This window comes from Cytobacillus sp. OWB-43, assembly GCF_034651445.1.
GTDB classification, from domain to species: domain Bacteria; phylum Bacillota; class Bacilli; order Bacillales; family Cytobacillaceae; genus Cytobacillus; species Cytobacillus kochii.
The window spans coordinates 693,399-717,327 of the sequence record NZ_JAYEFF010000001.1; the positions used below are offsets into that span (position 1 = coordinate 693,399).

25 protein-coding genes are annotated in these 23,929 nt (G+C 36.2%); 16 read left to right on the forward strand and 9 right to left on the reverse strand.

All coding sequences use genetic code 11. The annotated features are described in order from the left end of the window. Nucleotides 1-13: 13 nt before the first annotated feature. The 4 genes from U9M49_RS03510 to U9M49_RS03525 all read left to right on the forward strand — a co-directional run bounded on the left by U9M49_RS03510 (nt 14) and on the right by U9M49_RS03525 (nt 4,434). The gene (locus tag U9M49_RS03510; RefSeq protein WP_322909274.1) at nt 14-820 is read left to right on the forward strand and encodes an enoyl-CoA hydratase/isomerase family protein; all 807 of its coding nucleotides are present in this window, start codon (nt 14-16) and stop codon (nt 818-820) included. A 25-nt stretch (nt 821-845) separates the two neighbouring features. Continuing rightward, entirely contained in the window at nt 846-2,033 is a 1,188-nt protein-coding gene (locus U9M49_RS03515; protein WP_095373413.1) for a CaiB/BaiF CoA transferase family protein, read from the forward strand. Nucleotides 2,034-2,331: 298 nt separating this feature from the next. Beyond that, nucleotides 2,332-3,105 (forward strand): sporulation protein, encoded by a 774-nt coding sequence (locus U9M49_RS03520; RefSeq protein WP_322909275.1) that lies wholly within the window; start codon nt 2,332-2,334, stop codon nt 3,103-3,105. 306 nt (nt 3,106-3,411) lie between these two features. Then, nucleotides 3,412-4,434, forward strand: a complete 1,023-nt coding sequence (locus U9M49_RS03525; protein WP_322909276.1) for a zinc-binding dehydrogenase — start codon at nt 3,412-3,414, stop codon at nt 4,432-4,434. Between the two features lie 181 nt (nt 4,435-4,615). Here the strand turns inward: U9M49_RS03525 and U9M49_RS03530 are convergent, their stop codons facing one another. The 3 genes from U9M49_RS03530 to U9M49_RS03540 are packed head-to-tail and all read right to left on the reverse strand — an operon-like array spanning nt 4,616 to nt 7,299. After that, nucleotides 4,616-5,428 carry an ABC transporter permease gene (locus tag U9M49_RS03530; RefSeq protein WP_095373410.1) on the reverse strand — a complete coding sequence of 271 codons (813 nt, stop codon included), beginning with the start codon at nt 5,426-5,428 and terminating at the stop codon, nt 4,616-4,618. A gap of 14 nt (nt 5,429-5,442) precedes the next feature. Next, nucleotides 5,443-6,243 carry an ABC transporter ATP-binding protein gene (locus tag U9M49_RS03535; protein ID WP_307314180.1) on the reverse strand — a complete coding sequence of 267 codons (801 nt, stop codon included), beginning with the start codon at nt 6,241-6,243 and terminating at the stop codon, nt 5,443-5,445. Nucleotides 6,244-6,261: 18 nt separating this feature from the next. Beyond that, nucleotides 6,262-7,299 (reverse strand): ABC transporter substrate-binding protein, encoded by a 1,038-nt coding sequence (locus U9M49_RS03540; protein WP_095373408.1) that lies wholly within the window; start codon nt 7,297-7,299, stop codon nt 6,262-6,264. Between the two features lie 264 nt (nt 7,300-7,563). On the opposite strand from U9M49_RS03540, the gene U9M49_RS03545 reads away from it, so the two are divergent. From U9M49_RS03545 to U9M49_RS03560, 4 genes are read left to right on the forward strand one after another with little or no spacing between them, the layout of a single operon-like run. Further along, the gene (locus U9M49_RS03545; RefSeq protein WP_322909277.1) at nt 7,564-8,475 is read left to right on the forward strand and encodes a DoxX-like family protein; all 912 of its coding nucleotides are present in this window, start codon (nt 7,564-7,566) and stop codon (nt 8,473-8,475) included. Continuing rightward, on the forward strand, nt 8,472-9,062 hold the full coding sequence (locus U9M49_RS03550) for a DUF4166 domain-containing protein (RefSeq protein WP_322909278.1): 591 nt from the start codon (nt 8,472-8,474) through the stop codon (nt 9,060-9,062). Before U9M49_RS03545 ends, U9M49_RS03550 begins: the two co-directional genes overlap by 4 nt. Then, on the forward strand, nt 9,055-10,662 hold the full coding sequence (locus tag U9M49_RS03555; RefSeq protein WP_322909279.1) for a YndJ family protein: 1,608 nt from the start codon (nt 9,055-9,057) through the stop codon (nt 10,660-10,662). Before U9M49_RS03550 ends, U9M49_RS03555 begins: the two co-directional genes overlap by 8 nt. A gap of 52 nt (nt 10,663-10,714) precedes the next feature. After that, nucleotides 10,715-11,281 carry a GNAT family N-acetyltransferase gene (locus U9M49_RS03560; RefSeq protein WP_322909280.1) on the forward strand — a complete coding sequence of 189 codons (567 nt, stop codon included), beginning with the start codon at nt 10,715-10,717 and terminating at the stop codon, nt 11,279-11,281. 40 nt (nt 11,282-11,321) lie between these two features. Here U9M49_RS03560 and U9M49_RS03565 read toward each other — a convergent pair whose 3' ends face one another. Next, nucleotides 11,322-11,498, reverse strand: a complete 177-nt coding sequence (locus U9M49_RS03565; RefSeq protein ID WP_095373403.1) for a CsbD family protein — start codon at nt 11,496-11,498, stop codon at nt 11,322-11,324. A gap of 139 nt (nt 11,499-11,637) precedes the next feature. On the opposite strand from U9M49_RS03565, the gene U9M49_RS03570 reads away from it, so the two are divergent. The 6 genes from U9M49_RS03570 (at nt 11,638) to U9M49_RS03590 (ending at nt 16,466) form a co-directional block, all read left to right on the forward strand. Then, nucleotides 11,638-12,183: a M15 family metallopeptidase gene (locus tag U9M49_RS03570; protein ID WP_322909674.1), complete on the forward strand. Its 546-nt coding sequence runs from the start codon at nt 11,638-11,640 to the stop codon at nt 12,181-12,183. Nucleotides 12,184-12,207: 24 nt separating this feature from the next. After that, nucleotides 12,208-13,005 carry a PHP domain-containing protein gene (locus U9M49_RS03575; protein WP_322909281.1) on the forward strand — a complete coding sequence of 266 codons (798 nt, stop codon included), beginning with the start codon at nt 12,208-12,210 and terminating at the stop codon, nt 13,003-13,005. A 20-nt stretch (nt 13,006-13,025) separates the two neighbouring features. After that, nucleotides 13,026-13,322, forward strand: coding sequence for a TIGR04104 family putative zinc finger protein (locus tag U9M49_RS22660; RefSeq protein ID WP_416337082.1), 297 nt, complete (start codon nt 13,026-13,028; stop codon nt 13,320-13,322). Nucleotides 13,323-13,551: 229 nt separating this feature from the next. Further along, nucleotides 13,552-14,643, forward strand: a complete 1,092-nt coding sequence (gene wecB / locus U9M49_RS03580; RefSeq protein ID WP_322909282.1) for a non-hydrolyzing UDP-N-acetylglucosamine 2-epimerase — start codon at nt 13,552-13,554, stop codon at nt 14,641-14,643. Then, nucleotides 14,636-15,622, forward strand: a complete 987-nt coding sequence (locus tag U9M49_RS03585; protein WP_095373400.1) for a polysaccharide biosynthesis protein — start codon at nt 14,636-14,638, stop codon at nt 15,620-15,622. Before wecB ends, U9M49_RS03585 begins: the two co-directional genes overlap by 8 nt. 1 nt (nt 15,623) lies before the next feature. Then, nucleotides 15,624-16,466: an SDR family oxidoreductase gene (locus U9M49_RS03590; RefSeq protein WP_322909283.1), complete on the forward strand. Its 843-nt coding sequence runs from the start codon at nt 15,624-15,626 to the stop codon at nt 16,464-16,466. A 135-nt stretch (nt 16,467-16,601) separates the two neighbouring features. Here the strand turns inward: U9M49_RS03590 and U9M49_RS03595 are convergent, their stop codons facing one another. The 4 genes from U9M49_RS03595 to U9M49_RS03610 all read right to left on the reverse strand — a co-directional run bounded on the left by U9M49_RS03595 (nt 16,602) and on the right by U9M49_RS03610 (nt 20,553). Further along, nucleotides 16,602-17,798 (reverse strand): glycosyltransferase family 4 protein, encoded by a 1,197-nt coding sequence (locus U9M49_RS03595; RefSeq protein ID WP_322909284.1) that lies wholly within the window; start codon nt 17,796-17,798, stop codon nt 16,602-16,604. Nucleotides 17,799-17,820: 22 nt separating this feature from the next. Further along, on the reverse strand, nt 17,821-18,738 hold the full coding sequence (locus U9M49_RS03600) for a GDP-mannose 4,6-dehydratase (protein WP_322909285.1): 918 nt from the start codon (nt 18,736-18,738) through the stop codon (nt 17,821-17,823). 12 nt (nt 18,739-18,750) lie between these two features. Next, a complete protein-coding gene (locus tag U9M49_RS03605) occupies nt 18,751-19,941 on the reverse strand; it encodes a glycosyltransferase family 4 protein (RefSeq protein WP_095373396.1) in 1,191 nt (396 codons plus the stop codon). Between the two features lie 171 nt (nt 19,942-20,112). Beyond that, nucleotides 20,113-20,553: a hypothetical protein gene (locus U9M49_RS03610; RefSeq protein ID WP_095373395.1), complete on the reverse strand. Its 441-nt coding sequence runs from the start codon at nt 20,551-20,553 to the stop codon at nt 20,113-20,115. Between the two features lie 167 nt (nt 20,554-20,720). Here U9M49_RS03610 and U9M49_RS03615 point away from each other — a divergent pair, with 167 nt between their 5' ends. After that, nucleotides 20,721-21,638 (forward strand): NAD-dependent epimerase/dehydratase family protein, encoded by a 918-nt coding sequence (locus tag U9M49_RS03615; protein ID WP_322909286.1) that lies wholly within the window; start codon nt 20,721-20,723, stop codon nt 21,636-21,638. Nucleotides 21,639-21,640: 2 nt separating this feature from the next. Further along, the gene (locus U9M49_RS03620; protein ID WP_095373393.1) at nt 21,641-22,354 is read left to right on the forward strand and encodes a glycosyltransferase; all 714 of its coding nucleotides are present in this window, start codon (nt 21,641-21,643) and stop codon (nt 22,352-22,354) included. A 442-nt stretch (nt 22,355-22,796) separates the two neighbouring features. Here the strand turns inward: U9M49_RS03620 and U9M49_RS03625 are convergent, their stop codons facing one another. After that, nucleotides 22,797-23,879: a glycosyltransferase gene (locus U9M49_RS03625; protein WP_322909287.1), complete on the reverse strand. Its 1,083-nt coding sequence runs from the start codon at nt 23,877-23,879 to the stop codon at nt 22,797-22,799. Between the last annotated feature and the right edge of the window lie 50 nt (nt 23,880-23,929).

Consider the following 23,929-nt stretch of genomic DNA (forward strand, 5'->3'; position numbering starts at 1 on the left):
GGAGGTAAAGAAAATGTCTGATTTACATTTTGAGGTAAGAGAAGGAATTGCACAAATTATATTAAACCGCCCAAATGCAATGAATGCGTTTAGTGAGGAAATGCTAGATTTATGGATTGACGCACTACAGACTGTGCGAGATTCTAATGATATACGTGTTGTGATTGTTAAAGGAAATGGAAAAGGTTTTTGTGCTGGTGGAGATATGAAAGAGATGGGCGCAGGCAGGGGATTTTATCGTTCTGATGAAGATCGTGTAACCACTGGTCTTGCAAGAAAAAATTCACTATGGAAAAAGGTACAACGGATCCCTTTATTATTGGAAGAGATTGATCAACCTGTTATTGCACAAATTAATGGAGCGGCATTTGGAGCAGGTCTTGATATGGCATTAATGTGTGATATCCGCATAGCCGCAGAAGGAGCGAAGCTATCTGAAAGTTATACAAAAGTCGGCTTAGTTCCTGGGGATGGTGCTGCTTATTTTCTTCCGAGAATAGTTGGAATAGACAAAGCTTTAGATATGCTTTGGACAGCGAAAGTATTGACGGCTAATGAGGCGAAAGAAATGGGATTGGTCACATTTGTAATTGCTGATGATGAGTTGGAAGGTTTTACAGAGAACTATGCCAAAAAATTAGCAAATGGACCACAAACGGCCATTCGCTTCATTAAAAGAGCTGTCTATCAAAATCAAACAATGAGCCTAAGGTCATCATTAGATATGATTTCTTCGTTTATGGCAATCACAACCGAATTAGAAGATCATCGTGAAGGAGTAAAAGCGGTAACAGAGAAGAGAAAACCGAAATTTCAATGAATGGATGTGAAGGGGGGAGGTAGTCGTGGATAGAGCCTTGGATGGAATTAGAGTATTGGATTTATCAAGAGTTTACGCTGCACCGGCTGGTTCAATGATATTAGCTGATTTAGGTGCCGATGTAATTAGAATAGAATCACCTATGGGTACTGATAGCATGCGAGATTGGGGGCCGTTTGTGAATGGTCACAGCAGCTATTATTTTACAGCCAATCGGAATAAACGTTCTATTACCCTTAATTTAAAATCTCATGAAGGATTGACTATTTTTAAGCAGTTAGTAGCGAAAGCTGATATCGTCCTTGAAAACTTTAAAACAGGGACATTGAAAAAGCTTGGTATTGACTTTGATGAATTAAAAAAAATCAATAATAGGATTATACTTTGTTCTGTAACAGGCTTTGGACAAACAGGTCCAATGCGTACAGAACCAGGTTTTGATCCAGTTATTCAAGCGATGAGTGGATTAATGGATGTGACAGGTCACCCTGATGGTGAGCCAACAAAAGTGGGGATTCCAATTGCGGATATTCTTACCTCTAAATATGTCGCTATAGGTATCTTAGCCGCTTTAAGGATGCGAGATAATAATGGTGTGGGTCAGCATATCGACTTATCTTTACTAGATGTGCAAATCAGCTCAATGGCCAATATTGCGAGTGGCTACCTAAATACTGGTATGGAATCTAAAAGATTAGGCAATCAACATAATAATGTTGTTCCCTATCAAGTTTTTGATTGTAAAGACCAACCGCTAATGATTTGTGTAGGAAATAACCATTTGTTTAGACAATTATGCATACTATTAGATAAACCAGAATGGGTAAGTGATCATAGGTTTCAAACAAACGAAAAACGCTTAGAGTATAAAGATATCTTAGTCCCATGGATAGCTGAACAAATGTTAGCAAATACAGCAGACAATTGGTTAGAGAAGTTTTCCCAATACGGTATTCCTGCTGGAAAAGTTAATAGTATTACGCAAGCCTTTAATGATCCGCAAGTAATTGCAAGAGAAACGGTTGGAACAATGTTACATCCAGTGATGGGAGAGGTGAAATTAACGAAAAGTCCTTTACGTTTTTCTGGATTAAACATAAGGTGTGATCTGGCACCACCAATCCTCGGAGAGCATACAAATTTGTTCTTACAAGAGGAATTAGGTTTGGATGAGGGAGAAATAGCAGCATTAAAAAAACAAGGGGTTATATGAGAAAGATTTATATTTTAAAACATTCGTATAATTGAATTGCTCATCTACCTATTCTCATTTGAGTAAAATAACACTTTTTTACCGATGTGTTGGCACCAGAAAGATACTTCATTAGATATTCTATTTTACATGGATGAGAAACTCCTGTTTTTTCTCATCATTCCTTACCAAATTACCTGGCAAATGTGAAGCAGGATATGTGTCGGAAGTAGTAAAAGCCAAGTAAAATATGTGTTGATATCTATCACTACATGGTAAAATATAGATGAGGATGAATATGATGAGGAGGAAGAAATGAATGAGTTTCTTTTCTAAAGTTTTAGCTAGTGTGGGTATAGGTGGCTGTAAAGTGGATACAAAACTTGCAAAAGCATCTTTTGTGCAAGGCGAACAAATCGACGGTGTCATTGCAATCACCGGTGGGAAAATAGATCAACAGATTGAACATTTATATATAGAAGTATGCTGTAAATATGATGTCGAAAATGATGATAATGGGGTAAGCACACAAACAGCAGTTCTGAGTCGCCAATTGATTACACAAAATATAACCGTTTTAGAAGGTGAAGAAAAAGAAGTGCCTTTTTCTTTTCAATTACCTTATGATACACCGATGACTTACGGAAAAACAAAGGTTTGGTTACAGACTTCAGGGGATATTAAGAACGCTATGGACCCTAACGACACAGATTTTATAAAGGTTGAGCCTAATCAATTATCTTCTTCCATTTTACATAGCATGGAGGATATTGGATTTAGGTTAAGAGAAGTAGTATGCGAGGAAGTACCTAGAAGATTAAGAGATAAATATCCGTTTGCTCAAGAGTGGGAATTTGTTCCTGCTAGTGGAGAGTTTCGAGGCCGGTTGGATGAAATAGAATTGATCTTCATGAAGCAAAATGAAAGTAATGTGGAATTACTCATTGAAGTCGACCGTCGAGCAAGAGACTTTGGCTCCTTTCTTTCAGAATTTATGGAAACAGATGAGACGAAATTAAGGGTCTGTTTGTCTGTAAATGATATCCCTCAAATGGAAGCGAAACTTACAGAGCTTATTCGCAAATATGCTTAAAATGTAACAATATTTACTGGTTATATGCTGGAAGTAAGTAGAATAATAGCCTAATAGAAGCTTAACAAGACAATGATTTTAGCTATTATGTTTATTTATGAATGTGATTTTATGCGAACATATCAGAGGATAATCTTCATTGGATATGTTCGCATTTGTCGTTTCAAGCATATTAAGTCAATCTATAGATGTTCTAATAAATCAGAATTTTTGAATTAATCACTTGGTTTGGTATACTTGTATTATGTTTAATTAAGTAAAATAATTGCTTTACATACAGGAGAGGTTTGGAAAGGGGTAGAATAAATGAAAGCGGTTGTATTAAAAGACAAAATGAAAAAAGGAAATATGATTGCTCCATTATATTATGAAGAAGTAGAGACACCACAGCCCAAAAAAGGTGAAGTGCTCGTGAGATTACATTATGCTGCTGTTAATCGTCGTGATGTATTTATCCGATATGGTGCTTATCCTGGAATCGCGGTTCCTTCTGTTTTAGGTTCTGATGGGGCAGGTGTCATTGCAGCATTAGGTGAAGGGGTTTCAGGTATCGCTCTAGGTAGTGAAGTTGTCATCAATCCAGGGCTTGATTGGGGAGATAACATTGACTATCCTCAAGCTAAACATACAGTACTTGGTGTTCCCTCAAACGGGACTTATGCACAGTATGTGACAGTACCTGCTGAGAATGTGCTACAAAAACCTTCTCATTTAACATTAGAAGAAGCAGCTGCCATTCCATTAGGCGCACTTACAGCATACCGAGCCGTTGTCACAAAAGGTGAGGTCAAACCATCTGATACCGTTATTATTCCGGGTATTGGAGGAGGTGTTGCGACTTTTGCATTACAAATTGCTGTAGCAAAAGGAGCGACGGTCTTTGTTACTTCAAGCAGTGATGAGAAAATTGCTTATGCTAAGGAACTAGGGGCTACTGATGGAGTAAACTACCGCAATGAGGATTGGGTGAAGGAATTAAAAGCACTATCAGGTGGTGCCGATTTAAGTATTGATAGTATTGGTGGATCTACCTTTAATGATCTCATCTATTTGGCTAAACCTGGTAGTAAAATCGTCTCCTTTGGTGCGACATTAGGACCGGTAGAGCAAGTTGTGATGCCAAGAATCTTCTTTAAGCAATTACATATTCTAGGGACAACAATGGGTAGTGCTTCTGAATTTAAATCAGTGATTGATTTCTACGGGGCTCATAAGTTAAAGCCAGTAATTGATGGAGTATATGATCTACAAGATATTGAAAGTGTCCATGAGAAAATGGATAAAGGAAAGGTATTTGGGAAAATGGTTTTAAAAATACCGCATGACTAAGAAGGAAAAATGGTATTAAACATGATTTATCGTTGCCAGGCCAGCTATGAAATTATCATCCACTCATCAAAGATATCAAATCCCAACTGACATGCAAAAATGAAAAACATATAAAATAAATAGCAAAAGGTTGATCTTATCATTACTATAAGTTCAACCTTTTTATGCTGCTTATTGATAATTATTCAGGTTTCCATGAGCTAAATCTTTTTTCAATCAAGCCGATAATGCCGGTGAGAATGACACCAGAAACAGCGATTACAACGACACCTACAAACATTTCCGCAGTTTTTAAATTTTGGCCTGCATGTGTGAGATGATAACCAATACCAGCTGTAGATGCATACATTTCACCAACGACAATTGCGATTAATCCCTGTCCTAGCCCTAAGCGAATACCGTTTAGAAGAAAAGGAACTGTGGAGGGGAGAGCAATCGTTTTAAATATTTGGAATTCAGATGCGGTAAAACTACGAGCTGCTTTAATTAAGTTTTGATCTAGAGTGGACATGGCCTTTTGTGCACTCATGACAATAGGAAAAAATGCCATTAAAAATACGACGACGATTTTAGATGCCACACCAATCCCAAAAGCAATGATGATTATGGGTAATAATGCAACTTTTGGCGTAACGTATAGAGCGGATACAAATGGACTAATTATACTGTTGAAAATACGATTCCACCCTGCAAATATGCCAATCGGAATCCCTATCGCCATAGCCAGTATAAACCCAAGTGAAAATTCATAAGCACTAACACCTAGATGTTGCCAATACCTAGGATCTGCAAAAAGTGTCGTAGCCGCTTCAACAATTTTAATAGGTGAGCTTATAAATAGTGGGTTAATAAGCTTATAATAAGAAATCAATTCCCAAGAAATTAAAAATAGAATAACGGAAGTTACACTAATCCAGACGGTGCTTTTTTTTGTTTTTATTTTTAGCGATTTATTTTTCACTGGAATGGTGGATGTCATTTCGGTTTTACTCACTGAATGTCTCCTCCTTAGGCGAATCCTTGTTTTGCTGACTCATTTTCTATTAACTGCCAAATACGGTCAACATATTGTAGAAAATGTGGTTCTCTTTTTATCTTCAATTCTCTTGGTCTTACTAAATCAATCGAAATATCTTCTACTAAATGGCCAGGTCTTGCACCAAACACAAAAACGCGATCAGCTAAAAAAACAGCTTCGTCGATTTGATGGGTGATAAAAATACTTGTTTTTTTCGTTTCACTCCATATTCTCACAAGTTCCTGTTGCATAAATTCTCTTGTTTGTGCATCAAGAGCGGAGAATGGTTCATCTAAAAGTAGTAAGGAGGGTTCCACTGTTAAGGCTCTTGCAAGGTTTACTCGTTGTTGCATACCACCAGATAGTTCATGCGGATAATGACTTTCAAATCCTTTGAGGCCAACCATTTCGATATATGTTTTCGCTAGCTCTCTTGTAACAGGACTCAGTCTCTTTTGTAATTCTACCCCATATAAGACGTTGTCCATTACATTTCTCCATGGAAGGAGACTCGGAGATTGAAAGACCATAGAGCGATCTTTCCCAGGTCCGACTATTTTCTTATTATCTAAAAGAATGGACCCATTACTCGGTTCAATAAAACCGATCACAGTATTTAAGAAAGTTGTTTTTCCACAACCTGATGGACCGACAATACAAATAAATTCTCCTTCTTGAATGGCGAGGTTAATATTTTTTAAAGCAGTTACCTCTTGACCGGTTTTATGGTTCATATAAGTGACATCGAGGAATTGACTTTGCAGTTTAGGTATTGATTGTGTATCTTTCATCGTACCCTTCCTTTCCTATTATTTTGGGAAAGCCTCTTTTAAGTAACGATTTGTCCAAAGTTTTTCTTCAGCCGTATCATGAGTTTGGCTTACACCAGAAATTTCACTTAATTCAACTAAAGGGTCTTGTGCGTGATCCCATGCAGCTTGAGTCATTTCACCATACCCGACATAGGTTGGTTTTAATGAAGTGAGTGATTTTTCTAATATTTCTTGATCAACTCCTTCAAAATACCCTGTAATTAATCCAGCAGCTTCACCTGGATTGTCCCGAGTAAATTCAATCGCTTTTCCTAATGCCCTTACAACTTTTGTAGTAAGTTCAGGGTTGTCTTCGATATAGTCTCTTTTCGCAAAAACAATCTCCCAAGCTAGTTCAGCGTACATTTCTTCTTCACTTAGTTCGAGTGCAAGTGAACCACCATCTTCTGCTTCAACCAGTGCAGAGAATGGAGGTGACGCAATTCCACCATCAATAATACCTTCTTGCATTCCACCGACTTTTGATCCTGTTCCTTCCATTTTTACTGTTTCAAGGGTCGATTGATCTTGTCCATACTTTTCCATTAAATAACGTAAATAAACATCGCCGGAATCTCCCACTTGATTAGAGCCAATTTTTGCACCAGCTAATGCTTTTACTTTCTCCTCAACAGTGGATTCCTTTGTTATGCCTTTTTCTTTCATAAAGGCTTCAGACAGCGCTACTTCATATGTGAGAGCAGAATTTAATCCTTGGATGGCTACAAGGTCTTCTCCTGCCTCAATGGCAGATAACATGGCACGTGGTGCAGCTAGCGCAAATTGTGTATCTCCTGAAAGAATAGTCGCTGTTACTTGGGAACCACCACCACCTGAAGCAATATTTGCCTCGATCCCTTCGTCTTCAAAATATCCATTTTCAATTGCCACATAGAGAGGGGCGAAGGAAAGAATTCGTGCTGGCTCTGCAAAAGTAAGTGCGGTCTTCCCATCCTCTGTAGTAGAAGAAGCATTTCCACAAGCTGTCAGAAGGAGCAGTGTTGACAGTAATAAAGTGAATAAAGTGCTTTTCATGTTAATTCCTCCTTTGTTTTATATATAATACATAGTTTTAAATATACAAAAAATATTTGATTAATGTCAATATTATTTGAATATTTTATTTATTTTGATGAGTTCGATATATCTTTTGCCGATTCTAGAGTAGAAAGATAGTCGAAGGAGAATTTCGTCTTTTAATCTAATTAAAGAATCCTATGTATGAATTGATTATTCTCCAACATTTGGTGATTCAACCGTTTATTATCAGTTATAATGGTAAATAAGGGAGGTGGGTTGATGAAGCCTAAACCGATTTATGTGGAGATTGATATCAATCGTGCGCTAGATGACGTTTGGACATACACACAAGAACCTACTAAGCATGTGGAATGGGATATCAGGTTCTCAAGCATTCACTATGAAGAAATACTGGATGATGATGTACAAACTTTTACATATAAGCGAAATATCCCACCACTTTTAGAAATAATAGGATGGGGGAAAACAAAAGGTAGCGTAGATAGGGATGGAAAAAAGACTTCATCGCTTCATTTCGGTACCGATTATTCGTTTTCGCCAATAAGGGAAGGTAGAGGATACTGGAAATATGAACCTAAAGGAGAAAATAAGACATTATTTATTACCCAATATGACTATGATGTCCCATTAGGTAAGTTTGGTATGTTGCTAGATAACTATTTTTTCCGACCTTTATTAGGATGGTCAACGGCCCTTAGTTTCGATGTATTGCGAAGATGGTTAGAAAAAGGGGAAAGTCCTCAGACGCAATATCGAAATTTTATCATTCACTGGATAGTTACTTTTCTATTTGCTTTTATATGGATCTATCACGGTTTGGTTCCTAAATTGATTACACAACATCCCCTAGAGGTGCAAATGATTACTGATGTATTGCCAGTCTCATATGCGCATGCGAAAATATTGACGGTAATAGCTGGTGTAGGTGAGATTGCCTTTGGCTTGAGCTTTTTATTTATTCAGCGAAAAGGGAAGCTGTTTATAATAGCCCTCTTGCTTTTATTTGCTTTAGGCATAGCGGCAATTGTCGGAATTCCATCTTTAATGACTGCCCCCTTTAATCCTTTTACGTTTAACACTAGTTTAATTATACTTGCCCTGATTGGGTGGTTAAGTTCGGCTCATCTACCGTCTGCTAAAAATTGTAGGAGAGTGAAAAAGCGTAAATGACTATGTATGAGCAAGTATTAGGTGAACATTTTGAAAGATTACATAAGAGAATGCAGCAAAGATACCGTTTCAAAGAGGCAACTTTTATAGGAAAAGGGAAAATGGACATGATTGAAAATAAATGGTGGCTACGCCCTTTTTTATATTTAGCGACAAAAAGACGTTTAATGTTCCCTGAACATGGTAAAAATATTCCGTTTGAAGTGAAAAATACGTTGAATATAGAAAAAAACGAAGTGTATTGGGAGCGGAAGTTTTTCATTGGTGGGAAAGTACGTTTTTTTGATGCAAACATGAGGTGGAATGAACAGACGAGAGAAGTGGATGATTTTTTAGGATATCCGTCCCCTTTATACTCATCACTATGTTTTCAAGTACAACCTTGTGGTGGTCTAAAGATTGTGTCGGGTCGGCAAAAGTTGCTTATTGGTAAACACGAGGTAGAGATTCCCTCTTTCTTTCAAGTGAAAGCAGAGGTGTATGAACAATTTGATGAGAAAATTGGCCGGTTTCGAATTAAAGTAAAAGTAATGAATCGGTTTTTAGGTACATTGTTTACATATGAAGGGACTTTTATTGATGAATAGACAGAAGAAAACATTACTTCTCCTATACATCATTTTATTTATTATCACACTTATCGTATCAATCGATAGTGGCTATTTTTTACTTTTGACCGTAGCACAAATGATTTATGTCCCGACAATGATCTTGCTTATTGTTGAGAAAGGGGATTGGATAGACAGATTCGGATGGCTATTCATTACAATTGGTGTCCTTTCGATTTTTATACTAACGGTTTTCACTTCAGTTGAGACCAATTGGATTTTCTCTACAATTTACCTGTTTTATACGGTTTTCATATGTTTTTATGGGGTATGCCGCTTTCTAAACCGAGGTTTCACTCTCTTTGAAGAATTTTTGATTGATGTTGGCTTGATTTATTTAGCAATTGGAGGATTATGGACATTTGCTCATTATAATGGAATTGATACTGGTTTTTCACCAATGATTACTTGGTTAACGAGTATCCATTTTCATTATGCTTCTTTTTTATTACCGGTTTTTGCTGGTTTTTTAGGACGCGTACTAAAAGGGAAGCGAAGGGGTTTTTATTACTGTAGCACAGCCGTCCTTATTGCACCGCTTCTTCTTGCAATTGGCATTGCTGTTTCTTATTGGTTAGAAGTAGTATCCGTCGTTCTTTATATATATGGAATCTATGGACTGATTTATTATGCATTAAGTGCACGAATTCATAGATTGTTTTACAAATCCTTAGCTGTCATTTCATTTGCTTCCTTAGGTGTAACCATTTTATTTTCTGTTGCCTATATCATAAGTCGATTTGGTGGAAATGAAGGGATTACTATTCCTTTTATGCTTCAATTTCATGGTATAACGAATAGTGTCTTTTTTGCTTTATGTGGTTGCTTAGCTTGGTTTTTTATCCGACCCCAAAGTCGTTTCGTTAAGCATAATATCCCATTGAGTCATGTGAGAGGTGGCATGATGGTTGGTGAAGAAGTTTTAACTAAAGTGAAAGACAATAGACAAGTAGAGGGACTTGTTGAAGAACTACAAAGTTATTCATCCCGTTCGATTCCAAAACCATACCGAGATTTTTATGAACATACAAGCGAGTTTCGCTTGTATGCAACTGTACATTGGGCTAAATGGTTTAAACCATTTGCTTTCTGTTATTACCAAGTGAGCCGCTTCGTTAAACAAATCCATTTACCCCTCCATAGCAATAAAATAGAAATGAACGGTGAGTTGGTATCGGTCTCATCTAAAGTCGATGGGCGAACAAATCCCCGAGCGTGGGTGAGAAAAATAAACAATGACGTTTGCTTTATTGCTTTATATGCAGCACATGAACATTTAGGGAAAAAATATATGAATATAAGTCTACCCCTTCCTTTCTCTGCTATGACCGGTATTCTTTCACTGAAGATGGATAAAGAGAACTTAGTATTAACTAGTTTTCAAGAAAATGAGCAGTCGCATGAAGGGATATATTTTCAATGGAGAAATGACTTCTTCCGTTTGCCATTAAATGAAAAATTTACGATGTTTGTTTCAAAAGATGGCAAGTTAATGGCGAATCATCATATGTGGATATTCGGAATCTCTTTTCTATTTATCTCCTATGAGATTGAAAATAGGCAGGAAAAAAATACTTAGAGTAGAATTATATTAGCATGATTAAATGATAGGTTGCTAAGGAGTGCCTTAAATGGGAGAGATGTTAATAAAAGGATTTCGGATGTTAGATGGGAAGAAATTTTATATACGACATGCTGAAAGCTCGGATGCCAATGAGTTGCTACTGTTTACTAAGGATGTCATAGAGCAATCTCCCTATTTATTGATTGAGCCCAATGAATATCAAGTTTCCTTCAAACAGCAACAGCAAAAGGTTCAGCAAGTACTTGAAGATCCAAGTAAGTTATTGTTAATTGCTGTTTTTGGAGAGGAGATTATTGGCAGGTTAGATTTTAGTGTAGCCAGTCGCAAGAAAATTGCGCATACAGGAACTTTCGGGATGAGTGTGAGTCAATTTTTTCGTGGAAAAGGGGTAGGAAAAGCGTTACTTTCAAGTTTACTTTTATGGGGGAGACAACACCCAAAAGTAGAAAAAATAGAGTTAGAAGTGCTGGCTGAAAATAAAGCTGCTATCCACTTGTATGAGAGTGCTGGTTTTGCAGTTGAAGGTGTTAAAAGGCAGGCAGTGAAAAATCGTTTTAATGAGTATGATGATCTCATCTTAATGAGCTATTTTTTCGATAATAGCAGCATGTAAAGAAGAAAAAAGGTGATGAAAGGAATCATCACCTTTTTTCTTACTTTTGTTTGTTAAAAGCTTCCTTCACATCGCCGAACTTTTCTTTAACTGTTCCTTTCACTTGATCCATCTTACCTTCAGATTTTTTTGATGTATTATTTGTACTATCACCATATTCTTCTTTCATTTTTCCTTTTACTTTATCTTTAAAACCATCCATTTGCTCTTTATTCATTTGTACCACTCCTTTTGAAGTTTGTTACATTTATTCCCTTTATCAAAAAACTGAAACCTTTTTCTTCGATTATTCGTTTATGAAACTGATAAACTATTGAAAAGAGACAACTTTGTGTGGGGGAAAAGAAAAGGTGAAGATGGTGAAAGTTTTTAGGGCGTTTGTATTTGTGCTCATATTAATTATTATTCTATTATTATTTATCCAATATTTATTTGGTTCATTATTTAAGTATAAAGATGTACCTTTACCAGTTGAGGTTCATCCCGAAGTAAGAGCTAAGACAGAACAGCTAATCACATCATTAGAAGACAAAGGAATCAATATATTGATTACAGATGATTATCGCAGTTTACATGAACAAGATGAGCTGTATGCAAAAGGGCGAACTGAAGAAGGACAGATTGTCACACATGCCAAAGGTGGAGAATCTTATCATAATTATGGGTTAGCTGTTGATTTTGCACTAGTCACAAAAGGTGGAGAGGTTGTATGGGATATGACATATGATGGGAATGGAAATGGCCAAGCTGACTGGGATGAAGTAGTTGCAGAAGCGAAAAAGTTAGGATTTGAATGGGGTGGGGATTGGCAGCATTTTAAAGATTACCCGCATCTGCAATATGACTTTGGTTTATCGATTAATGAATTACAAAGGGGGAAAAGACCACCAGAAGAAGAATAATTATCGTTAAGGGAGGGATTGAGTGTGTTGGATATTGCTGCTGTAACTAAAGAGAAAGGTTTTGATCTGCATTTGCATACGACTGCCTCAGATGGTGAACTAACACCTCTTGAGTTAATGCAATATGCTGTTGAAAAAAGATTAAAGACTATCAGTATTACAGATCACGATACGATTAATGGTGTGGAAGAGGCATATAGCATCTCCCACAATCTCCCTATTCAACTTATTAGAGGGATTGAGCTATCATCATCATATAAAGACAGAAGAATTGATATATTAGGTTACGGTATTCACCCAACTAATCATCTTAAAAAAAAGCTTGCATTAATTTTTGAAAATCGGTTAGATCGTGCCAACAAGATGTTAAAACTGTTAAACTCTTATGGCGTGCATATTAATATGAGAGATATTAGAAAACAGATGGTAGGAGAGCTTATTTGTCGTCCCCATATTGCCATGGCTATAGTTGAAAAGGGCTATGCATCGTGTAAGATTGATGCTTTTCGGCGATACATCAGTGATGATAGCCCAACGCATGTTCCACTCGATACGATGTCTGCGGAAGAGGCGATTGCCACTATTCATGAGGCTGGTGGACATGCTGTGCTAGCTCATCCCCGGCTCATAAAAGATGACCAATTAGTGTTAGAATTACTGCATTTAGGTCTCGATGGTATTGAAGTTTGGCATCGCAGGCATACGAGTAAAGATGTGAAAAAATACAAAAGAATGGCAAAAAAATATGAGATTCTGCAAACAGGCGGATCAGATTTTCATACATACGCCCACTATTTGGGTGAATTTGGTTATAAACGATAATGGAATTATGGAGGTTTGTCATGCCTATTTGTCAACATTGCCATCACAAGTGGAGTTGGATGCAAACATTTAAAAGGCTATTTACTATTAGAAGGGCAATAAAGTGTATGTATTGCGGTGAAAATCAATATCAAAGTGTAAGGTCAAGAAAAGTTACTTTCTTTTTACCGCTCGTTTCCTCATTTATGATCGCTTTTATTTATCTTTTTAACCCTTCGCAAACCATTGTATATCTATTCAGTGGCTTCATATTTATCCTTATTTGTCTTGTCATGCCTTTTTTTATCCGATTCATTAAGGATGATGATGTAATGTAGTGAACTAATGAAGAACTAAAATTTTGCTTGCTATGATGATATGGTAAATACCATTGCATCATAGCTTTTTTTCATTATATATACTCCACTGCCTTCGCCCCTTTTAGGTATATGTTTCAATTTTATCTTTCAAAGACTTGCCTATAGCAAAGTCGAGATACAAGCATAAATTAATATTAGATAAAAAAAGTGCTATGGTCTAGTAATGGAAAGGAAAGGGAGTGAAGGGATGAAGATCATGACAATTTTGGGGACAAGGCCAGAAATTATTCGCTTAAGTTTAATCATAAAAAAACTCGATCAATTAATTGATGAACATCTTATTGTACACACTGGTCAGAATTTTACAAACGAATTAAGCGATATCTTTTTTAAAGAACTAGGCTTAAGACAACCTGATTATATATTAGCATCAAAACAGCAATCACTAGGGAAACAATTAGCCAAAATGTATAGCGAGCTAGAAGGTATATTACAAGATGAGGCACCAGATAAAATTCTCGTATTAGGAGACACCAATAGTGGACTCAGTGCTATTTTAGCTGAGCGCATGGGAATTCCAGTATACCATATGGAGGCAGGAAATCGTTGTTATGATTTAGAAGTGCCTGAAGAGAAAAACCGCCGTGTAATTGATACGATTTCAACAGTTAACCTTCCTTATACACCAGGAAGTAAAGAAAACCTATTAAGAGAAGGGATTGCCCCACAAAGAATTTATACTTCAGGCAATCCGATTAATGAAGTCATCCAACACTATTCGGTCCAAATTAATCAAAGTAATATCTTAACCTCATTATCACTACAAAAAGGAAATTATTTGTTACTTACTGCACATAGAGCTGAAAATGTCGACCATCAAGAAAGGCTGCTTGAGATATTAAATGGCGTTAATCAAGTAGCTGACCATTTTAATAAACGTGTCATTTGCAGTATTCATCCCCGCACAAAATCCAAAATCGATCACCTTACCGATTTCGTTTTACATCCATTAGTCGAATTCCATCAGCCATTTGGTTTTTTTGATTTTGTACAGCTTGAGAAAAATGCTTTCTGTGTATTAACGGATAGTGGAACAGTCCAAGAGGAGTGCTGTTTATTCTATATTCCAACTGTAACGATCCGCCATACAACAGAAAGACCTGAAACATTAGCCTGTGGAAGTAATATGATTTCTGGTATTGATGCAGAAAGAATACTTTCCTGTGCAAAAATAATGACGAGTCAGCCGACAAGTTGGAAATTGCCTGAAGGCTACGAAGCAGAGGATGTTTCAGATAAAGTAATCAAACTACTATTAGGGGGACTGACAGTTGTTTAAAGATAAAATCATCTTAGTAACCGGCGGAACAGGGTCATGGGGCTATGAACTCGTCGAGCAATTACTTTTCTTACAACCGAAAGAGATAAGAATACTATCTAGAAATGAGTCTAATCAATTTTCAATGAAAGAAGCATTTGATCATCATCCTTCATTACATTTTTTAATTGGAGATATAAAAGAAAAAGATGCAATGATTGAAGCAACACAAGGAGTACATTATGTTTTCCATCTTGCGGCACTTAAGCATGTTCCTGTATGTGAAGACCAACCGATTGAGGCATTAAAATCCAATGTAATTGGAACACAAAATGTCATAGATGCAGCGATTATTAATAAAGTAGAAAGAGTTGTATATATATCCACAGATAAAGCTTCTAACCCGTCGAACTTCTACGGTTTATCTAAAGCGATGGGGGAGAAATTGATTATCCATGCCAATACATTAAACTCGGCTACAAAGTTTGTTTGTATAAGAGGCGGAAACGTACTTGGTACAAATGGAAGTGTCATTCATGTGTTTAAGAGACAAATACAAGAAAAGGGAAAGGTAGGTATCACCGATCCAAGAATGACAAGATTTTTCTTAACAGTAGAGGAAGCAATTAAATTGGTATTTAAAGCAACTTTTGAAAGTATCGGTGGTGAAACATTTGTAATGAAAATGCCTGCATGCAAAATTACTGATCTCGCTGACTTATTAATTGAGGCATCAGGAAAACCGAATATTGGAACAGAAATTCTTGGAGTAAGACCAGGAGAAAAAATCCATGAACTTTTACTATCAGATTATGAAAGTACAATGACCGTCACTTATGATGATGAATACTATGTTATCCTACCCTCTATTCATATCGATGGTTTGAAGGCTTATTATAAAGATTATCAACCGATTAATCTAGAAGAATATAATTCTGGTCAATCGTTAATGGATAAAGAGGAGCTGAGGAAGATGTTGAAGAAGGGCGGGTTTATTTAAAATGAAATTATTAATTTTGGGAGGGAAGGGCATGGCAGGTCACATGCTTGCCTCCTATTTTCATGCGTATTCAACCTTTGACGTCTACACAACTTCAAGAGGACATTCAGAAAGTGATCATCAACTATATTTAGATGTGACCCGTACAACAGATGTCGAAGCGGTTATAGATAAAGTACAACCAGATATCGTTATAAATTGTGTTGGTATCTTAAACGAGCATGCGAGCTCTAATACAAAGCTTGCCTTTCAAGTTAATAGTCTGCTGCCACAAGCGTTGGCAGGTATTATGGAAAAAAGGGGCGGTCGTCTCATCCATATTAGTACTGACTGTGTGTTTTTAGGCGATAAGGGTGGATATACTGAAGAAGACATAACAGATGGTACATCTATTTATGCGCAATCGAAACAATTAGGTGAAGTATCTTCACCTCCCCATTTAACTGTAAGAACATCAATTATAGGTCCGGAGTTAAAGCAGGACGGTATTGGCCTATTCTTATGGTTTATGGAACAAACAGGTACCATAAAAGGTTTCAGTAATGTGTATTGGAATGGCGTAACAACTTTAGAATTAGCGAAAGCGATTCATCAAATGATCCAGGAGGATATACAAGGACTGTATCATTTAGGTATGCCTCAAGCTGTTTCAAAATATGAGCTCTTATCTTTAATAAAAGAAGTATTTCACAAAGATGATATATCGATTATCTCTGATGATGTAGAAAAGTTAGATCGTACAGTGCAAACGGTAAGGAAAGATTTTTCCTATCTATTCCCAACATATAAAGAAATGCTTATTGAGCTTAAAGCAGAGATGGAAAGAATGAAGGAAAGAGAATAATTGTCATCAACTATAAGGAAAAACTGCACCTCTGATGGTTAGACGCATGACCTAACAATTGGAGGTGCAGTTCTTTCTTAAATTATTCGCATTTAGATTTTTAGCGAATCAAACCGGATTGATCGTTTTTTTAATTCAATTATTCATCTGTTTTTTCTGTATCGCCTGATGATAGAGGGGGAGTACTAGTTTAATGGCGTTAGCTAACGACCAGTGACTAGTAGCAAACTCAAATGCTTTCGTACCTATACTTCTTCTGACCATATCCTCATGTAGTAAGAAAGCCATTTTTTCGGCTAGTTTCTTTGAGTCTCCTATCGGTGTAAGAAATCCTGTTACGCCGTCTTCAATCATTTCAGGTATACCTCCTACATCACTAGCGATAATAGCTAATCCTGATAGTTGTGCTTCGATAATTGATAAAGGCTGGTTTTCTGAGAGTGTTGGTAAAATGAATAGATCAGCTTGTTGTAATAGAGAGGGGACATCATTTCTTTCTCCTAAAAAGAGAATTTGATTTCTTAAATGATAATCATTCGTTAGTTTTTGTAGATGCTGTTTTTCTTCGCCATCACCAATGATCCAACAAACCCAGTCATTATTTTGTTCTTTCAAATATGACAACGCGGTGATCAAATACTGTACACCTTTTGCTTTAATGAGTCTACCTGTATATATGAATAGTTTCTGTCTTTTTTTTCTTTTTCTAATATGGTTTGCAGGTTTTGCAGCTCGTAATAAGAAATCATCAATATCAAACCCATAGTGAAGGACAGTTAGTTGATGACTCTCGATGTGAATATCATTACATAAAATATTTTTCATCCATTCATTAGCTACAATAGTGGTATAACCTGCCATTCCACCGATGTATTCTAAATTCTTAAAATAGGATAAATTCTCCAGTTTTGATGAAGGGTCTTGGAAAAACTGTTCTTTTATTTCTTTTGTCAGGGATCCATGTATAGTTGTAATGAGAGCAGGGTGTTTGAGTTTTAAGTGATCAATTGCCCGGGCTGCAATAACGTCTTGTGCATGTATGATATGATATGCTTCCAAATCCATTTGAGCAGCTGCCTTCTCATATTCCTTGCTTTGATAAGCGGTATATTTAACAATTAATTCATCAGGCGGAAGTTCTGTATGAGGAAACGTTGTAATCGGAATACTAATATCTTTATTAATAATAATGACATGACGGTTTTGTGTATTAAACCCCATTAGATCTACCTCATGACCTTGTGCCTCAAGCCCTTTTCTTAACTGAATCATATAATTCCACACTCCCCCTAAGTGAGGAATCGCCCAATACGTAGCTAATAGAATCTTCATAAAAAAGCTCCTTTACATTAAGTTAGCTTTTGTTTTTCATAAATTGATAGGTTTGTAGTAAGCCCTCGTCGATAGAATGGTTTGGTATCCAATTGAGTTTCTGTTTGATTTTTTCTCGGGAAAGGCAGCTATCTTTTATATCTCCTTGGCGACTTGTAACATATTGTTTCTTTATCGGCTTGGAATGAATATGCGAGAGTTTTTCAATGATTTGATTAACTGAAGTCTTTAAACCTGTGCTCACATGAAAGGTATCATTTGAGACTTGTTTACTAGCAGACACATTTGCCAGAACGATATCGTCAACAAATATAAAATCTCGCGTTTGTTCACCATTACCATGGATATTAAGTGATTCTCCGGATAAAATCTTTTGAAGGAAAACAGCAATAACACCACCTTCTCCTTTTGGTGTTTGTCTAGGACCATACACATTGCCATAGCGTAATATCGTATAGGGTAATTGATATAAATGGTGGTAGAGGCGGATATAATTTTCTGCTGTATATTTTGACATACCGTAGTAGGAGATTGGTTGAGTGGAATCTGTTTCGTGAATAATATCCTCTGATGATTCTCCGTAAACAGCTGAGGTAGAGGAGAATATAAATTGTTTTACTTTTGCTTGTACACTAGCTTCTAGTAGATTGATTGTACCAACGATATTAATATCTGCATCTGCAGTTGGATATTTGATAGATTTTGTTACATCTGCTTGAGCAGCAAGATGGAAAACAAGATCAGGTTTTATGTTAGAAAAATGTTGCTTTATTTTGTCACTTCTTATATCACAATCAAGAACGATTGACTCAGGGTGGATATTTTTATTTGTGCTAGATGAGAAGTTATCAATCACATATACTTTAGCTCCTTCTTTTACAAAATAGTCCACTAAATGTGAACCAATAAATCCTGCTCCTCCACTAATAACAATATTCATGCTTCTTCCTCCCTATGTTTGCTTTGTCTTCAAGGCTTTTTCGTAAACGGCAATAACACAATCAATGGCTGGGGCTAAACGCCAGTAATCATGTGCGAAATGTTTGGCACGCATACCGAGATTATTCAAGAATGCTGGCTCTTGTAGGAGATAAGCAATCGTTTCATAAAGGGGGTAGGCGTTTTTTGGAGGTACTAGCATGCCTGTCATTCCATGTTGAATCATCTCGGGGACACCACCGACTTGACTAGCGATAATGGCTTTCCCAGAAATTTGTGCTTCAATAACTGATAAAGGCTGGTTCTCAATTAACGTTGGTAAAATAAGCATATCTGACTGTTGCAGTAAGGCAGGGACATCGTCTCGTTGCCCTAGAAAGACAATATCTTTCTCTAATCGTGCTTCTTTAACAAGTTTTTTCAATTCGTTCTCTTCAGGACCGTTCCCTACCAGCCAACATACCCAATCACGTCTTTTTTTCTTAAGCATTGAAAGTGCTTCAATAAGAAACCTCACTCCCTTGAATGGTGTGAACCTCCCTGTGAAAATAATCACTTTTTTATTCCGTGGTTTTTTTATATTGGTTGTTTCCTTAGCGCTAGCAGTAAAAGCTTCAATATCATAGCCATAGTGTAAAATGTTTAATTGCTGACTCGATACACCGAATTGGGAGATCAACTTTTCATACATCCATTGGTTTGCCACAATCGTACAATCGCTTGCTTCGGCTCCTTGTTTTTCAAGTTGACAGAAATATTGAACACCTTCGATGGAGCGATTTTCTATTTGCCCATGATAATGGGCATCAATAATTTCTTGAGCTACACATCCATGCATTGTAGTAACTGATGCAGTGTGAGGGTGTTTTAATCGATTGACTGCGATAGAAGAGAAAATATCTTGGGCATGTATGACATTATATTCGCTAAGGTCAATTTGTTTGAAACAATTTATATATATGTCTAATAAGGAAGAATAAGAGCCAATAATTGGATCATTACTCTCAGCCATAGGTGGTTGTCCAGCGGGTGTAGGGATAAAAATATTACGATTAATGACCGCAAGTGCTTTATGACCTTGAGTAAAGCCAATGATATCTACTGTATGACCAAGTAGTTCATATCTATTCTTTAGTTGGTTCATATATTTCCATACGCCACCAACATGCGGAATTTGCCAAAAGGTTGCAAATAAAATCCTCATATGTTCCTCTCCTTTTTGATTGTCCACATACTATGTATATGCAGTGCGCTATAATCGGTTATAGACGGGTATACCTGCTAAATATCATAAATAGAATAGCTCTGTTCAAATTAAAACGCGGACAAAACATGTTAAAAACATATATTGTCCGTGTTTTGCGTCATTCAAGAATTAATCAGAATAGGCAGCTGCATAAAATGTTTCTGGTCCTGTTCGTGTTGGAAATAACACTACCCCGCCTCCTACATTGATTGTTGCGCGATAAATTGGAAAAGTCGTTGAATCAATTGGGTTGTAATCAGCACCATTGAAAGATAATACAGTAGTTGAAGCTACTCCGAGACCTGCAACTGCTAATGATTGTGTGGCTGAATAAATGAGGCTTGGGGTACCGTTCACCACACGATATACGTTGACGACAATCGGTGTTAACACTGTAGCTAATGAAGTGAAGGCGGCACTGATAGAAAATGTTACACGTGGATTAGCACCAGCACCTGCTAAATTCAAGCCTAATGTACCGAATAATGCTGGTGTAGCTGTTACAGGTATACTAATCTGACCATTAGCTGTTGAGTTTTGTGAACTTTGTGAATCTAAAAATGTTCCCATAATGTTCACCTCCTTTGCTTGTCAGTTAGTAATACATTATGTGAATGAAGTGTAAGGTGCTTGGACAAGTTTCACCATTTTTTTAACGAATTGAGCCCGAAACAAATAGACAAACTCTTCATATGCTATTTAGTAAGTTGTTCGAATTGGAGAGTGAGAGGGGCAATATGGGTAAAGGGAAAACAATCCTTATTACTGGTGCTGGTGGGTTTACGGGTCGGCATGCATGTGATTTCTTTCATAAACAAGGTTATCAAGTATATGCATTAATGAGGAATCAACCAATATTATCATTACCATATAATGTAATTATTTGTGATTTATTATCGCTTGAACAAATTGAAGAAGCAGTAAATGTCAGTAAGCCTGATTATATTTTACATTTAGCTGGGAGATGTAGTGTTACTGATTCATGGGAACATCCAGTAGATGTATTAAGTGTTAATACGATGGCAACAGCCAAATTAATAGACGAAGCTAGAAAGCATGTGAAACACTGTCGCATTCTTATACCGGGTTCTGCCTTAGAGTTTGAACCCAATCAAATAGAGACGCTGAAAAACCCTTATAGTCTTAGTAAAACAATACAAGTCATACTGGCAAAGTCCTGGATTCAGCTCTTTGAAAGCCAAGTCATCTTAGCCAAACCTACGAATTTAATTGGGCCAGGAAATTCGACGGGGATTTGTGCCATTTTAGGTCAACGAATCGCAGGAATAGAAGCAATGCATTCTCATGATAAGGAAGAAGCTATTGAGATTGCTGTCAATGCTACAAGAGATTTTCTCGATGTAAGAGATGCTATAAAGGCTTACGAATTGTTGTTAAGAAAAGGAAAAGTTGGTGAAGTGTACGAGGTTTGTTCTGAAACATCTTACACACTTCTTGAAGTGATGGCTATTTACAAATCTCTTACAAATGAAAATATTCATTTTGAAGAAGTGGAAGAGTTACGACCATCTTATGTCGCATCAATGAGTGCACAAAGATTAAGAGAATTAGGTTGGGTGAGAGACTACACGTTAAAAGAATCTTTAAATGATGTGTTAACTCACTTTAGGAATAAGATAAAGAAGGATGTGTAAATATGGAGCCACTAGTTTCGGTCGTTATTCCTTTTTATAATTGCCAATATGTCGATCAAGCAATTGAAAGTGTATTACAACAAACGTATCAAAATATTGAATTAATTGTTGTCGATGATGGTTCAACTGAATACGTACATTTAGTGCAAGCGTATAAAGATAAACTAACCTATCTTTATCAAAGAAATAAAGGGACAGCAGCTGCATTAAATACGGGAATAAAAGCTGCTAAAGGTAAATATATTGCCTGGTTAAGTGCCGATGATTTATTTGAACATGAAAAGATTGAAAAACAAGTAGATTTTATGGAAGATCGTCTAGTGGATATGAGTTTTACAAACTATGATATCATCAATGAAAATAATGAAGTTTTGATGAAAAACTTAACTATTAATTTTCTATCTACCGGTCATATTTATGAAACATTTTTATACTACAATCCTGTTAACGGGTGCACAGTTATGATAAAGAAAGATGTATTTAATGAAGTGGGCTATTTTAATCCTCAATATAAATATACCCAAGACTATGATATGTGGTTAAGAGTGGTCCTTGCCAAAACTTCAATAGCATTTATTAATGAAAGTCTAACAAAATATCGTTCTCATAGTAATTCAACATCAGCTAAAAATCAGCCGGCAATGAAACTGGAAATACGTAAACTCGAAGCCATTTATCGTAAAAAATTAAGGAAACACTTAAAAAAGTTGATATAAAAATGATACTAGTTTTTATAAATAGTGACCTAGATGAATACATGCCAAATGAACACTCCGAATATGGAGTGTTTTCTTTTTACATAAAATACTTTTGTGCGTTCTAATTGTTAAACTGATAGAGATGGTTAAAAAAATGATTGCAGAGTAGGTAAAACCCTAAAGGGCGAATAAATCAATGGAGTTAAGATTCCGAGTTATACCAATAGAGTAAAAACAGAATTGAGCAGTGTAATGTACTGCTCAATTCATTTCCTAATGTATGATTATTACAATCTACTTTTTTCAATTCCTTAAAGAGGCATCTGAATAAATAAAATATTTAAATGAGTAGTTGCAACGTATTCCTTATAAGATGACATTACGTTCAATTAAAAAACAACAGCACGTAACAGATTTGGTATTTGAATTTTTTATTTGTTTTTCCATCCATAAAACATATTCAGTTACTTACTGGTAATGTACTTGTCATCATTTTCTTGAAATTCTGAGCATAAAGCGAGGGTGCAAAGTTCGTTTTTACATGGGATACTGCGTTATTAATAATTGTCTGTCTGAGCGTCTGGTTTTGAATCAGCTCTATTCCTTCTTTAACAGCTTCTTTTGGGTTGCCAATTTCATAGTATTTGCCGGTAACATTATGAGTAACAGCTGTTCTTATACCGCTAGAGTCAGTTGTGAGTATCGGACATCTACAGCTCATCGCTTCTAATGCTGTTAATGGGGCACCTTCTATTTTTGATGTCGAACAAAGAAATCCACCAGAATCACTAATAATGGAAAAGTAGTCAGCCATTTTCTCATTAGGAATATTCGGTAATAAATTGATGTTTTTTTCTAAATGATACTTTTTCATCACCTTAAAAAAATCCTCTCTATCTTCGGGTAAAGATAGTGTGGGATCTTCAAAAAGGTAGACTTGTAGCTGATTACGTAGTTTCCTTTTGAGTAGAAAACAAATGTTCAAAAATTCCTGCCAGTTTTTATTATCCTCGATTCGACCAACCCAACCAATAATTGGTTGGACAAAACTTTTGCCAGTCGCTTTATAGTTAAAGTGACTGCAATCAAAGCAATTATTAAATTCATACTTAGGCACTTTTGGGAACATCTCACTTAATATTGTGGAAATATGGGGAGTTCTTGGATTAAGAAAACCATCAATATCATTCTCTGCTAATGTTTTACCAATAGAAAAACCATATCTTGTTTGTTGTATCGACCCATAACCTTGGATTTCAACAAAGATTTTACCTTTGTATCCACTTTTTTTGATAGCAGGCACCATTTTAAAATCAGAAGTAATGACAATGGCGTCATATTGATGTTTCTTTATAAGGTTAATAATTTCTTCTTCATCATTTTTAATAAATACAGGATTATAGTGTTCATTTAAATAATTTCTACGGTTTTCATAGTATAGAAAATGACAAGTGATTCCAACGTCCTTTAAAGCAATACTTCTTTGTCGATTTAAGGTTTCGACTCCTCCACTTGGTACATAGAATATAAATAATACTTTCAAGATGTACTCCTCCTATCACATTTATCCTCTAATATTATGAATATGCTTAA

What these genes read in the sequence shown, in the direction of transcription:
- U9M49_RS03550 (WP_322909278.1), top strand. Translation starts at nt 8,472, where the DNA reads ATGACTATGTATGAGCAAGTATTAGGTGAACATTTTGAAAGATTACAT.
- U9M49_RS03600 (WP_322909285.1), bottom strand. Translation starts at nt 18,738, where the DNA reads ATGAATATTGTTATTAGTGGAGGAGCAGGATTTATTGGTTCACATTTA.
- U9M49_RS03615 (WP_322909286.1), top strand. Translation starts at nt 20,721, where the DNA reads ATGGGTAAAGGGAAAACAATCCTTATTACTGGTGCTGGTGGGTTTACG.
- U9M49_RS03560 (WP_322909280.1), top strand. Translation starts at nt 10,715, where the DNA reads ATGGGAGAGATGTTAATAAAAGGATTTCGGATGTTAGATGGGAAGAAA.
- wecB (WP_322909282.1), top strand. Translation starts at nt 13,552, where the DNA reads ATGAAGATCATGACAATTTTGGGGACAAGGCCAGAAATTATTCGCTTA.
- U9M49_RS22660 (WP_416337082.1), top strand. Translation starts at nt 13,026, where the DNA reads ATGCCTATTTGTCAACATTGCCATCACAAGTGGAGTTGGATGCAAACA.
- U9M49_RS03620 (WP_095373393.1), top strand. Translation starts at nt 21,641, where the DNA reads ATGGAGCCACTAGTTTCGGTCGTTATTCCTTTTTATAATTGCCAATAT.
- U9M49_RS03610 (WP_095373395.1), bottom strand. Translation starts at nt 20,553, where the DNA reads ATGGGAACATTTTTAGATTCACAAAGTTCACAAAACTCAACAGCTAAT.
- U9M49_RS03510 (WP_322909274.1), top strand. Translation starts at nt 14, where the DNA reads ATGTCTGATTTACATTTTGAGGTAAGAGAAGGAATTGCACAAATTATA.
- U9M49_RS03595 (WP_322909284.1), bottom strand. Translation starts at nt 17,798, where the DNA reads ATGAAGATTCTATTAGCTACGTATTGGGCGATTCCTCACTTAGGGGGA.
- U9M49_RS03535 (WP_307314180.1), bottom strand. Translation starts at nt 6,243, where the DNA reads ATGAAAGATACACAATCAATACCTAAACTGCAAAGTCAATTCCTCGAT.
- U9M49_RS03545 (WP_322909277.1), top strand. Translation starts at nt 7,564, where the DNA reads ATGAAGCCTAAACCGATTTATGTGGAGATTGATATCAATCGTGCGCTA.
- U9M49_RS03555 (WP_322909279.1), top strand. Translation starts at nt 9,055, where the DNA reads ATGAATAGACAGAAGAAAACATTACTTCTCCTATACATCATTTTATTT.
- U9M49_RS03590 (WP_322909283.1), top strand. Translation starts at nt 15,624, where the DNA reads ATGAAATTATTAATTTTGGGAGGGAAGGGCATGGCAGGTCACATGCTT.
- U9M49_RS03605 (WP_095373396.1), bottom strand. Translation starts at nt 19,941, where the DNA reads ATGAGGATTTTATTTGCAACCTTTTGGCAAATTCCGCATGTTGGTGGC.
- U9M49_RS03540 (WP_095373408.1), bottom strand. Translation starts at nt 7,299, where the DNA reads ATGAAAAGCACTTTATTCACTTTATTACTGTCAACACTGCTCCTTCTG.
- U9M49_RS03570 (WP_322909674.1), top strand. Translation starts at nt 11,638, where the DNA reads ATGGTGAAAGTTTTTAGGGCGTTTGTATTTGTGCTCATATTAATTATT.
- U9M49_RS03565 (WP_095373403.1), bottom strand. Translation starts at nt 11,498, where the DNA reads ATGAATAAAGAGCAAATGGATGGTTTTAAAGATAAAGTAAAAGGAAAA.
- U9M49_RS03520 (WP_322909275.1), top strand. Translation starts at nt 2,332, where the DNA reads ATGAGTTTCTTTTCTAAAGTTTTAGCTAGTGTGGGTATAGGTGGCTGT.
- U9M49_RS03525 (WP_322909276.1), top strand. Translation starts at nt 3,412, where the DNA reads ATGAAAGCGGTTGTATTAAAAGACAAAATGAAAAAAGGAAATATGATT.